At 33.9% G+C, this 12,861-nt stretch carries 12 protein-coding genes; 5 read left to right on the forward strand and 7 right to left on the reverse strand.

Annotated features, from left to right (window positions below; all coding sequences use genetic code 11):
• Nucleotides 1-11: 11 nt before the first annotated feature.
• The 6 genes from GQS58_RS10210 to GQS58_RS10235 all read right to left on the reverse strand — a co-directional run bounded on the left by GQS58_RS10210 (nt 12) and on the right by GQS58_RS10235 (nt 6,216).
• Complete coding sequence (locus tag GQS58_RS10210; protein WP_166385491.1) at nt 12-1,220, reverse strand: bifunctional folylpolyglutamate synthase/dihydrofolate synthase; 1,209 nt, start codon at nt 1,218-1,220, stop codon at nt 12-14.
• A gap of 201 nt (nt 1,221-1,421) precedes the next feature.
• A complete protein-coding gene (locus tag GQS58_RS10215) occupies nt 1,422-2,300 on the reverse strand; it encodes an energy transducer TonB (protein WP_166385493.1) in 879 nt (292 codons plus the stop codon).
• Nucleotide 2,301: 1 nt separating this feature from the next.
• Nucleotides 2,302-2,694 carry an ExbD/TolR family protein gene (locus tag GQS58_RS10220; RefSeq protein WP_166385495.1) on the reverse strand — a complete coding sequence of 131 codons (393 nt, stop codon included), beginning with the start codon at nt 2,692-2,694 and terminating at the stop codon, nt 2,302-2,304.
• Nucleotides 2,695-2,730: 36 nt separating this feature from the next.
• Nucleotides 2,731-3,420 carry a MotA/TolQ/ExbB proton channel family protein gene (locus tag GQS58_RS10225; RefSeq protein WP_166385497.1) on the reverse strand — a complete coding sequence of 230 codons (690 nt, stop codon included), beginning with the start codon at nt 3,418-3,420 and terminating at the stop codon, nt 2,731-2,733.
• 264 nt (nt 3,421-3,684) lie between these two features.
• Nucleotides 3,685-4,917, reverse strand: coding sequence for a Glu/Leu/Phe/Val dehydrogenase dimerization domain-containing protein (locus GQS58_RS10230; RefSeq protein ID WP_166385499.1), 1,233 nt, complete (start codon nt 4,915-4,917; stop codon nt 3,685-3,687).
• Between the two features lie 234 nt (nt 4,918-5,151).
• Complete coding sequence (locus GQS58_RS10235; protein ID WP_166385501.1) at nt 5,152-6,216, reverse strand: anhydro-N-acetylmuramic acid kinase; 1,065 nt, start codon at nt 6,214-6,216, stop codon at nt 5,152-5,154.
• A gap of 92 nt (nt 6,217-6,308) precedes the next feature.
• Between GQS58_RS10235 and GQS58_RS10240 the strand changes: the two genes are divergently transcribed.
• Nucleotides 6,309-7,451, forward strand: a complete 1,143-nt coding sequence (locus GQS58_RS10240) for an acyl-CoA dehydrogenase (RefSeq protein ID WP_166385503.1) — start codon at nt 6,309-6,311, stop codon at nt 7,449-7,451.
• A gap of 222 nt (nt 7,452-7,673) precedes the next feature.
• Here the strand turns inward: GQS58_RS10240 and GQS58_RS10245 are convergent, their stop codons facing one another.
• A complete protein-coding gene (locus GQS58_RS10245; protein ID WP_166385505.1) occupies nt 7,674-8,456 on the reverse strand; it encodes a tRNA pseudouridine(38-40) synthase TruA in 783 nt (260 codons plus the stop codon).
• A 275-nt stretch (nt 8,457-8,731) separates the two neighbouring features.
• On the opposite strand from GQS58_RS10245, the gene GQS58_RS10250 reads away from it, so the two are divergent.
• From GQS58_RS10250 to GQS58_RS10265, 4 genes are all read left to right on the forward strand, one after another.
• Nucleotides 8,732-9,727 carry an outer membrane beta-barrel protein gene (locus tag GQS58_RS10250; RefSeq protein WP_166385507.1) on the forward strand — a complete coding sequence of 332 codons (996 nt, stop codon included), beginning with the start codon at nt 8,732-8,734 and terminating at the stop codon, nt 9,725-9,727.
• Between the two features lie 51 nt (nt 9,728-9,778).
• A complete protein-coding gene (locus GQS58_RS10255; protein WP_166385509.1) occupies nt 9,779-11,068 on the forward strand; it encodes an ammonium transporter in 1,290 nt (429 codons plus the stop codon).
• A gap of 127 nt (nt 11,069-11,195) precedes the next feature.
• Nucleotides 11,196-11,546: a P-II family nitrogen regulator gene (locus GQS58_RS10260; protein ID WP_166385511.1), complete on the forward strand. Its 351-nt coding sequence runs from the start codon at nt 11,196-11,198 to the stop codon at nt 11,544-11,546.
• Between the two features lie 7 nt (nt 11,547-11,553).
• Nucleotides 11,554-12,795 (forward strand): ammonium transporter, encoded by a 1,242-nt coding sequence (locus GQS58_RS10265; RefSeq protein WP_166385513.1) that lies wholly within the window; start codon nt 11,554-11,556, stop codon nt 12,793-12,795.
• Nucleotides 12,796-12,861 lie beyond the last annotated feature (66 nt).

Raw genomic sequence — 12,861 nt, forward strand, 5'->3', positions numbered from 1 at the left:
TGATATTTTATTTAAATAATTTCAGCTACCACAAAAGTACTTCCTCCTACATAAATGATATCTGCCTGATTTGCATTCAATAACGCGTCTTCAAACGCTTCTCTTACCGAAGGATATTTTTTTCCAATTAAATGAAATTCTTTTGCTTGTTCTTGCAAAACAGCCTCACACATACCTCTTGGAATATCTGGTTTACAATAATAATAATGTGCGTCTTTAGGAAAAAGTGGTAAAACCTCTTCTAATTTCTTATCCGAAACAACCCCTAAAACAAAATGTATCTTTTTAAATGATTCTTTTTCTAATTGTTTTAAAACAATACTTAAACCATCTTTATTATGCGCAGTATCGCAAATTACTTTTGGTTGCTCTTGTAAAATCTGCCACCTACCTTTTAAATTGGTATTCTCAACAACCTTCAACAATCCTTGTTCGATGTTTTCTGTAGATATCTTGAACCCTTTTAATTTTTGAATGGCTGCAACAGCTGTTTTTGTATTTTTCTTTTGATAATCGCCTAACAAATCTGTTATGTAACTTTTATCATCATCCGAAGCAAAACAAATAGGCGCTTTGCATTCTTCCGCTTTCCCGATAAAAACCTTTTTAACAGCTTGTTGCTCCTCTCCTATTACCACAGGAACATTCATTTTAATAATACCTGCTTTTTCAAAAGCGATTTCAGGCAAGGTCTCTCCCAAAAACTGCGTATGATCTAAACCAATATTGGTAATTACAGAAACCTCTGGAGTAATAATGTTCGTAGAATCTAATCTTCCTCCCAAACCGACTTCTATAATAGCAATGTCTACTTTTTCTTCTGCGAAATAATCAAAAGCCAAACCCACCGTCATTTCAAAAAAAGACAGTCTTTGTTTTTCTAAAAAACCTTTATGTTCTTTTATAAAAGATGAAACTTTTGTTTCAGGAATTTCAAAACCATTGATTCTAATTCTTTCTGTAAAATTCTTTAAGTGAGGCGAAGTATACAAACCCACCTTGTAACCTGCTTCTTGTAAAATAGAGGCCAACATGTGGCTTGTAGATCCTTTTCCGTTGGTACCACCAACATGAATTGATTTGAACTTTTTTTCTGGGAACTGCAATTCTTTAGAAAGCGCTAAAGTATTGGTTAAATCTTTTTTGAATGCTGTTTTACCTTCTCTTTGGTACATCGGTAATTGTGCAAACATCCAATCTAATGTTTGTTTATAAGTCATTAAATATTGATAAAAATAATGTTTATTCGAGCTAATTTTAACGCACTATCTAATAATTATAAAAACCTACTAAATAGAAAGACAGAAAACATAGGCGCTGATCTCTATGTGTCTATATGACAAAATAACTACTCATATCACGTTCTTGTTTCCGCTTATTCTTTTTCAAAATGAAGCACAACAAGTAACAAATGTAAGTAATTATTGAGACAAAGTAAACTTATAAATAATAGTCCCCACTTGATTTGCTGGTGCATTATCATCAGGATTCCACTTAGTACTTAAGGCCGCTTCTTTTGCTGCTTTAAGTAAACAAGGTGCAGTATTCGTACTTCCTTTATACCCTGGTTTTGTAAAAATTACTTTTCCGTTTTTGTCTACTTGAATTTGCACCACAACAGTACCTTCTTCCTGACAATCGGGTTGCACTTTTGGTTTAGATAGCGCTCTTCTGCCGGCTAAATTATAATCACCTCCATCACCACTTCCGGTATTTCCATAGTATTTAGAAGAAGCCGGATCACCAGTTTCTTTTCCTTTTACACCTGGCTTTGCATCATCTCCTTCTCCTTGTGGTTTTCCATCAGAAGAATTTCCGTTTAATAAATTATTCAACGCATCTTGAGTTGCTTTAGATGGTTTCGGCTTTTCTTTCGGAATTTCCTTAACAACCTCCTTCTCTACAGGTTTTACAACCTCTTTCACCTTTTCTACAACCTTTTTAACAGGTTCTTTCGCTACTTCTTTCACCTTTTCTACAACAGGAACCTCTTTTGAAGTCTCTTCCGTAATAATATCTTCTTTCACTACTTCTTGCGGAGTTTCTTTTACAACTTCTTCTACCACCTCTTTTTCTACAACTTCTTCCTCTACCACTTCTGGTGCAGAAATTTTCTTTGTATCTTCTACAGGTTCTCCACTCCCAACTTCTGAGGTTCCAAAATTAATAGCCAATCCGTATTCTTCCGGAGGATCTAAATAATGCATTCCGTAATTTAGAATTCCGAAAATAACAAGCACCAGAATAACCGCTGTAATTACAGCAGATTTACGTTTATGTGTTGTATTTAGTATTTGCATTTTACTTGCCTTTTACAGCTAAAATCATTTTTAACTTATTCTTATTTGCAATATCAATTACCTGCATTACATTTTTATAAGGTACATCTTTATCCCCTCTAATAATAATTGTCTTCTTTTTATCGGCTCCAACACTTTTTAGAATTTCACTTTCTAAACTTGCTGAACTCACTTTTGTTTTATCAATATAAAACAACGACTCATTAGTAATAGACACTGCAACAGATTTACTATTCTCTGTTTTCCCTCCTGCTTTTGGCAATAAAACATCAATAGCACTTACAGTAACCAATGTAGAGGTAAGCATAAAAAATATCAATAATAGAAAAACAATATCTGTCATTGATGACATATTGAATGTAGGATCTACTTTATTTCTTCCGCGTAAATTCATAAAATATTATTTTTCAACCTTTGAATCTAAAACTACTTATACTGGTTCGTTTAATAAATCTAAGAACTCAACAGATTTTGCTTCCATTTGATAAATTACTTTATCTGTTCTTACCACTAAATGATTATAGGTTATGTACGCTATAATACCCACAATTAACCCTCCAACTGTTGTTGTCATTGCTGTATACAAACCATCTGAAAGCAATTTAATATCAATTTGACCACCTGCATTTGCAATTTCATGAATGGCAACAATCATACCGATTACGGTTCCTAAAAAACCAATCATTGGTGCCGCTCCAGCAATTGTTGCTAAAACACTTACATTCTTTTCTAATTGATAAACTTCTAACTTCCCTGCTGTTTCAATTGCGGTATTAATATCATCTAAAGGTTTTCCTATTCTAGAAATTCCTTTTCCAATTAATCTTGCTGTTGGTGTGTTTTTACTTTTACAAAGCGCATCTGCAGATTCTAATTTTCCATTAGAAACAAAATCTTTAATTTGATTCATAAAATTCTCATCCATTTTTGACGCTGCTTTTATAGCAAAGAATCTTTCAAAATAAATATATATCGCTACAGCCAACAACACAAAAAGTAGTGCTAAAATTATTTGACCTCCTAAACCACCATCCATAATTAATTTATAGATAGAAAGTGTTTTTTCTTCCGAAACAACCTCTTCTAAAACCTCTTTATTCTCTTGAAAAAACAACAACATTTAATTCTATTTTTAAGTTCTATTTAAGTAACGACCTTTCTATTTTTAAATTGTTTCAACTTAAAATAATCGTCTTTATTTTACATCAAAAAAAATGCCATATTACAAAATGACATTTTTATATTTATTTTTTTCACCCCTTTGTACCTCCTAAAATTAATAGCGATACTATTCGTTACAATGCATTTTGATAGAAACATAGAATTAACAACGTCTTATTAAAACACACAACCCAATTTTAGAATACAAATTTAACTAATAACTTTAAATTAATTGCTTTAAAGCAATTTCAAATGCCGTTGAACAAATTTTTGTTTTTGACGCACTTCTTTTAAAAGTTCTTTGCAATGCTTTCTTTATAATATTTGAGGTATCATTAAAAATCGCTTTATCCTGCATAGGCAAAGCTACTTTTGATTCCATTAAATAGGCAAAAACTCTTGCAATACCACAGTTTGAAATAAAATCTGGTAATAAACTTAAATGTTCATCTGTATATTCCATAATTGGACCAAAGAAAATTTCCTTGTCTGCAAACGGAACATTCGCTCCCGGAGAAATCACCTCTAAACCAGTATCTATCATTCGTTGAACCTGATCTTGAGAAACCAATCTAGAAGCAGCAGCCGGCACAAATATTTCTGCAGGCAGACTCCATATTTTTTCATTAATTTCTTCAAAAGGAATCATATCATCAGACACTAATTGATTTCCATCTTTCGCCAAAAACAATGCGGTCATTTCTTGCATCGTAAACCCATCTTCATCTATAACTCCGCCATCTATATCTATAATCCCCACAACCTTAGCACCCAACTGGGTTAAATAATAAGCTGCCGCAGCCCCCACATTTCCAAACCCTTGAATAATTGCTCTTTTTCCTTTTATTTCTCCTCCGTAAATTGCATAATAATGCTTCACTGCTTCTGCCACTCCATAACCAGTTAACATATCTGCCACCGTATATTTTCTAGACAAATCTGGCGAAAAAGATTTATCTTCAATCACCTTAATTACGCCCATACGTAATTGACCAATTCTATTTATTTTATCTGCTTCTGTCGGTTTAAAATGTCCGTTAAAAATTCCTTCTTGCGGATGCCAAACACCACAACTTTCTGTGATAGGAATTACATCTTTATCTGCATCTACATTTAAATCTCCTCCTGTTCCGTAATAATGTTTTAACAACGGCGTAACAGCTTTATACCAACGCTCTAAAACACCTCTTTTTCTTGGGTCACTCGGATCAAAATTAATACCAGATTTTGCACCTCCAATTGCAGGACCAGAAACTGTAAATTTCACCTCCATTGTTTTTGCTAGAGACAAAACCTCATTCATATTCAACCCTTTTCTCATTCTTGTACCACCACCAGCGGCACCACCTCTTAAAGAGTTGATCACTACCCAACCTTCTGCTTCCGTTTCTGGATCTTTCCAATTAAAAACGATTTCTGGCTGCTTATTCTCGTATATTTTTAATAATTCTTTCATAATAAAATTTTAAATAAATTCACTTTTCTTTTTGTTTTTTAAAACAATTTTATTTTTGGCTAAAATCCCCTTCAGGGGAAAAGTTAAAGTTGATTCATTTTTAAAATTTTATATTTTTCTTATTAAGCTGATTCCTTACAAACTTACAGTAAAAAAACGATTGTTCAAATTTTTTATTTTAAAAGAATTTATTCGTAAAAAGCTATGAAACAAACTTTTTATAAACACCAATTCTTACAACTTTGGGTAAAAAACCTCTCCAGAAGAATGATTTTTACTTGCACCTGTTACAGAACTCAAACAATTTACCTTGCCCTGACTTTTTAACAAACCTAAAAAAGCAAAAATAAGTGCTTCTTTAAAATTTATTAATTGATGACCAGGAACAATAAGTTCTACTTCTTTTTCTGCTCTTACTTTATTTATTAAATACTCATTAAAAGCACCTCCACCCGTAACCAAAACTCTTGCATTTTTAGGCAAAACTGCCGCAATTGCCCAAGCAACATGATCTGTAAATGTTCTTAATAAATCTTCTGGTTTTCTTTTTATGGATTCTAATCTTGGAAAAATTTCTTTTTGCACCCACTCCAAACCTAAAGATTTTGGTGGTTTTTGCTGATAATAATCCAACAATCTTAAATCTGACTCTAACTGCATTAAATAAGTTCCGTTTGCTGCAATTTGTCCTTTATCATCATATTCAAAACCTAATTCTTGAGCGTATTTATTCAATACTATGTTTACCGGACAAATATCATACGCTATTCTTTTACCATTCTCGTGAAAGGAAATATTAGAAAAACCACCTAGATTTAAACAATAATCGTAATCAGAAAAAAGCAACTCATCTCCAATTGGCACCAAAGGCGCTCCTTGTCCTCCTAAATTAACGTCTTGTGTTCTAAAATCGCAAATAACTTTTTGATGAGTAACATCTGCAATTGTTTGCCCATCCCCCACCTGAAGTGTAACTCCATTTTCTGGCTGATGCAAAACTGTATGCCCATGAGACGCAATAAAATCGATTTTTTCAATCTGAAACTCATCAACAAAAACAGCAATCTCCTCACCTAAAAGTTTTCCATAATTTACATCCAGAATACTTAAATCATCCGAAGAAAAATGAATTGCATCCTGTAAAGTAGCTTTCCATTTCTCTGAATACGAAACCGTTTTTGAGTATAAAATACTAAAATCTTGATACTTATTTTTATCAAACTGAACATACACCAAATCGATACCATCTAGAGAAGTTCCAGACATTACCCCTATTATAAAAACCTCATTAATATTCATATCTGTAAAAATAACAAATCCTTATTGATAATATGTTACGAAATCGATATCTTTGGAATCAAATATTACGAATATAACAAATACACATACAGATGGATTTTAGTTTAACAGAAGAACACATCATGATTCGAGATGCCGCAAGAGACTTTGCGCAAACAGAATTATTACCAGGCGTAATAGAAAGAGACAACAAACAAGAATTTCCAAATGAACTAGTCAAAAAAATGGGAAATCTTGGTTTTCTTGGTATTATGGTAGATCCAAAATATGGAGGAAGCGGAATGGATGCTATTTCTTACGTATTAATTATGGAAGAACTTTCTAAAATCGATGCATCCGCTTCTGTTATCGTTTCCGTAAACAACTCTTTAGTTTGTTACGGACTAGAAGCATATGCCAATGAAGAACAAAAGCAAAAATATTTAACAAAATTAGCAACAGGAGAATTTGTTGGCGCATTCTGTTTAAGCGAACCAGAAGCAGGATCAGACGCAACCTCACAAGCAACAACTGCAATAGACAAAGGAGACCACTATATCATTAACGGAACCAAAAACTGGATTACAAGTGGCGGACGTGCAGATGTTTATTTAGTAATTGCACAAACAGACAGAGAAAAAGGGCACCGAGGCATCAATGCATTTATTGTAGAAAAAGGAACAGAAGGGTTTCACGTAGGTCCAAAAGAAGACAAATTAGGAATTCGTGGTTCAGACACACACACTTTACAATTTAACGATGTAAAAGTACCAAAAGAAAACAGAATTGGCGAAGACGGTTTTGGATTTAAGTTTGCCATGAAAACACTTTCTGGCGGAAGAATTGGTATTGCAGCTCAAGCTTTAGGTATTGCAGCTGGCGCATACGAATTAGCTTTAAAATACTCTAAACAACGTAAAGCCTTCGGTACAGAAATTTGCAATCACCAAGCAATTGCCTTTAAATTAGCAGACATGCACACAGAAATAGAAGCAGCAAGAATGCTGGTTATGAAAGCTGCCTGGGATAAAGACCAAGGTAATAATTACGACATGTCTAGCGCAATGGCAAAACTCTACGCAAGTAAAGTAGCTATGGAACACACCGTAGAAGCGGTTCAAATACACGGAGGAAACGGTTTTGTAAAAGACTACCACGTAGAACGCTTAATGCGAGATGCAAAAATTACACAAATCTATGAAGGCACTTCAGAGATTCAGAAAATCGTAATCTCTCGTGGAATTATCAAAGGTTAAATCAATCCCTATACATAAGGTACAAAAATCCATCTTTTTAAAAGGTGGATTTTTCTTTTACATCCAACCTTTCAAATCAAACTCGTTTATCTAAACTATTCTATATTAATTCCAGACCTCACAGGTTTTTAAAACCTGTGAGGTCTTTTTTTAGTTAACCAATTTTGTCATTCTAATTTCACCTTGAACACCTTACGCAAATTACAATACAAATTATCACCACTACACCTCCAACTCAATATCATACAATTGCAAACCAGAGGAGGGCGCATTATTTCTCATATACTTTTTATCATTATCTTCTTTCAAAGAAGCTTCAATAAACTGCAAATCCAAATTTCCTTTTCCAACTTCAAACAACGTCGCCATCATCAATCGAATCTGATAACGCAAAAATCCCTTTCCTCTTACCTTAAATATATAAGACTTCTCTGGAAAAAAATTAGCCGTTAAAACATCGTTCTCTATAATTTCACAAGAGTCAATTATTCTTTTAAATATCGTTTTTTCTGAAGGCCTTGTACAGTATTTATGAAAATAATGCTCACCAGCAAACAACTTCGCCGCTTCTTGCATCGTTTCTAAATCTAGATTTTCATCAACATTTACAATAAAAGGCGCAGAAAAAGGATGGTTTTTCTCACCAAAAGAGAAGTAATAATGATACTCTTTAATCTTCGGAGCGTTAATTACATTAAAACCTCTATCTACCTTTTGTATAGAAATCGCCTTAAAATCTGGTGAAAAATTAGCATTTAAAGATTCTATAAAAGTATCCTCCTCCACTATTTTATCTGTAAACATCTGAATATAGTATGTATTTGCAGAAACTTTAGCATCCGTCCGCCCCACTCCAATCGTCTTATAATGAATGTCTTCAAAAACAAAAGACAAGGTTTTATCTACCATATCGTGCAAAGTTTTAGCATTTGTTTGTTTTTGCCATCCAGAAAACCGGAAACCAAGAAATTGTAACCTAACTATATAAGAAAATGAATATTTCATAGGTGCGAATATACAATAATTGCATTTTTTTTTACAAAAGGCACATTTTTATGGATATCCTAAAATTATGATACACATTTTTACATACCCAATATTTCAAACCCCTCAAAAACCACAAAATGAAGTTATCTCAGTTTAACCCCTATTTTTTTGAGGGTACAACACCTAAAACACCCTATTTTGAAAAACCACCCCCTTGTCAGTTTAAATTTAATATTTACTTTTGACGCAGTTCAATTAATATAGAAATCATTTAACACTAAAAGAACAACATTATGAAAAAAGTAATTTTCACATTATTATTAGCAACTAGCCTAATAGCTACAGCTCAAGAAAACGAAGACAAAGGAACTTTTACATTAAGCGGTACAGTAGATGTATACGGCACAACTAATTTTACAAGAGACCCTGGAACTCCAGGAATATTAATTGCAGCTCCAGAAAATGCAAATGCATTTGGTTTAGGATTTGCAAACACCGTATTTGCTTACGAAAAAGGTAAAGCTGGTGTTGTTGCAGATATTGCTTTTGGACCAAGAGCAGATGATGCAAACATGGCAGGAGCAATTAATCAATTATACGCTTACTACAACGTATCTGATAAATTAACAATTACAGCAGGTCAATTCAATACTTTTTTAGGATATGAAGTTATCAATCCTTCAGCAAACTTCAACTACACAGTATCTTACTTATTTAACGCAGGTCCTTTTTCTCATACAGGAGTAAAAGCAGACTACGCAGTTTCTGAAGACTTATCTTTTATGTTAGCTGTAACAAACGCACATGGAATTTCTAGCGCAGACGGAAATCTTACTGATGACACTCAGTTAGGTGCTCAAGTAGGATATAAAGGTCAATATTTAAACTTTATTACAGGTGCTGTAAGTGCTGGCGGAGCAACAGACTGGATATTTTTAGACTACACAGGTGGTTTCGATTTAACAGACACTTTTTATGTAGGTATAAACGCTGCTTACGCAGACTCTAGTGACGCTAACGAAGGATACCAAGGTGTAGCACTATACTTACAAAATGCTTTTTCTGACAAATTCTCTTTAGGATTAAGACCAGAACTTTTTACAACTAGCGCAGGAAGCGTAGATAGCAATGTAACTGCTTTCACTTTAACCTCTAACATCAACTTAACAAGCAACTTAAAATTTATAACTGATTTAAGGTTTGATAATTCTGACGATTATATTATCGAAGCTTTTCCAACAAAGAAAAACACTTCTACCTTAACAATGGCAGCAGTTTATTCTTTCTAAGAAAAGACAAAGATCAATATAACAATTCATTCACTAAAACTTTAAACATATATGAGTTTATTTTTAACATTATTTCAAGACACTCCAGTAACAGAAGTTTCAAAAGCTGTTGAACAAATAAATGGAGATATGGGAATGCTTTGGATGCTTATTGCAGGTATCTTGGTTTTCTTAATGCAAGCAGGATTTACATTAGTAGAATCTGGTATGACAAGATCTAAGAATGCAGTTAACATTGCAATGAAAAACTTATTAGATATTTGCGTAGGCTCATTAACGTTTTGGTTAGTTGGATACTCTTTAATGTATGGTGACACCTCTAACGGATGGTTCTTCTGGAGCGGTTTATTTCAAGGTGAAGGAGCAGATTTGTTTTTCCAAACTATGTTTGCTGCAACAACTGCAACCATCGTTTCTGGTGCAATTGCAGGTAGAACAAAATACTCTACATATATTATTTTCTCTATTGTAATGACCGCTGTTATTTATCCAATCTCTGGAGGATGGCAATGGCAAGGTAGTGGATGGTTAACAGAAATGGGCTTCATCGACTTTGCAGGTTCTTCAATTGTACACTCTGTTGGTGGATGGGCTGCTTTAGTTGCCGCTTTTATGGTAGGTCCAAGAATTGGAAAATACGTAGACGGAAAAGTATTACCCATTCCTGGTCATAATCAAATACTAGCAACTTTAGGTGTATTTATCCTTTGGTTTGGATGGTTTGGTTTTAACGGTGGATCTCAACTAGCTTGGGGTGGCGCAGATTCTATAGCTGCATCAAACGTTGTATTAATCACAAACTTATCAGCTGCTGCTGGTGGATTAGGAGCATTAATTACTACTTGGATCTGGTACGGAAAACCTAATTTAGCACAAACTCTTAACGGCGTATTAGCTGGTTTGGTAAGTATTACTGCTGGTTGTGGAAACATGACTGCAGGAGGCGCTGTACTTGCCGGTTTAATTGGAGGTATCATTGTAGTTTTTGCAATTGAAATTATAGAAAAGAAATTAAAAATTGATGACGCTATTGGAGCTGCTTCTGTTCACGGTGTTGCCGGAGCATGGGGTACTTTAGTTATCGGTCTTTGGGGCATAGATGGAGACACAGCTATTGGATTATTCAATGGTGGTGGCGCTGCTCAATTAGGAGTTCAAGCAACTGGAGTATTAGCGTATGCTGCTTGGGCAATTGGCTTATCATTTATTGTTCTTGGAATCTTAAAAGCAACAATGGGATTACGTGTAAGTAAAGAAGTAGAAATCGAAGGATTAGATGTTCACGAACACGGATCTATCGCATACCCAGGAGTTAGACAAAGAGAGTTTGACGATAAATAAATCATCAAAAAAAAAGTTTAGTTATTATTATTTTTTAAAAATCACATAACTTACCAAAATAAGTTGTGTGATTTTCACACAAAAAAAACGATAAACTAAATAATAACAAATAACAATTAACTATATCATGAAAAAAATAGAAGCGATTATAAGAAAATCAAAATTCAGCGATGTAAAAGAAGCACTTCACGCAGTTGACGTAAATTTCTTCTCTTATTGGGACGTTACAGGTTTAGGCAACGAAAAAGAAGGACACGTATACAGAGGCATCAGCTACAGCACAAGCGATATACAACGTAGACATGTATCTATAGTAGTAAATGATGATTTTGAACAAATAACCATAGACGCATTACTTAAATCTGCTGCCACAGGAGATGTTGGTGATGGTAAAATTTTTGTATCAGACATCACAGAAGTATACAGAATAAGAACCGGAGAAAAAGGTGGTGAAACTTTAAAGAAAAAATCAAAATAAAAAAAACATGGAATTATTAACAATTAACAATGTATGGATGATGATCTGTACAGCACTAGTTTTCTTTATGCATTTAGGTTTTGCATTTTTAGAAATTGGTTTAACGAGACAGAAAAACACACTTAACATACTTTTTAAAAATATATTCATCATAACAACCGGACTTCTACTATACGCACTAGTAGGTTTTAATTTAATGTACCCTGGTTTCGCAGAAGGTTCTTCTGGAATTTTTGGTTTTGCAGGATTTGGATTATCATCTCCATTAACAGCTGAAGGCGCTTTAGACTTAGCTTACAATGAAGGCTACACCTACTGGACAGATTTCTTATTTCAAGGAATGTTTGCTGCTACTGCCGCTACCATAGTTTCTGGTGCAGTTGCAGAAAGAATGAAAATTCTTCCATTTATGATTTTCGCAGTAATCTATGTAGGAATCGTTTACCCAATTGCAGGTTCTTGGAAATGGGGTGGTGGATTTTTAGACCAACTGGCAACACCTTTTTACGATTTTGCAGGATCTACACTAGTACACTCCGTTGGAGGATGGGCGGCCGTTGTAGCTGTATGTTTACTAGGAGCTAGAATAGGAAAATTTAAAAAAGGAAAAATACAAGCAATCCCTGGTCACAACATACCATTAGCAACTGCTGGTGTTTTAATACTTTGGTTAGGATGGTTTGGTTTTAACGGTGGTTCTGTTTTATCTGCAGACCCAGGATTAACATCTTTAACACTTGTAACTACTTGTTTATCTGCAGCTGCAGGTGGAGTTGTTGCGGCTATCGTTTCTACTATAATGTATAAAAATTTAGATTTAACAATGTTCTTAAATGGTATTTTAGGAGGGTTAGTTGGTATTACTGCAGGAGCAGATCAAATGTCTCCTACAGACGCAATTTTAATCGGAGCTATTGCTGGTGTAATTATTGTTTTTGCAGTTAGCTTAATAGATAAATTAAAATTAGATGACCCTGTTGGAGCTATTGCAGTTCACTTAATCTGTGGTATTTGGGGAACTTTAGCTGTTGGTTTATTTGGTAACCTTGCAGGTGTAGATCAATTTATAAGTCAACTAATTGGTGTTGCATCTTATGCCGTATTTTGCTTATCAACTTCATTCATCATCATATACACCCTAAAGAAAACAATGGGTATAAGAGTTAGTGAAAAAGAGGAATTAGAAGGATTAGATGTTCATGAACATGGTATGGATGCATACCCTGATTTTCGCTTAAATGAGCACTAATCAAATCATTAAATGATTATAAAAGTCTGCAAACTTAAAAATTTGCAGACTTTTTTTCTTATTTTA

The organism is Polaribacter sp. 11A2H, assembly GCF_011379025.1.
Classification (GTDB): domain Bacteria; phylum Bacteroidota; class Bacteroidia; order Flavobacteriales; family Flavobacteriaceae; genus Polaribacter.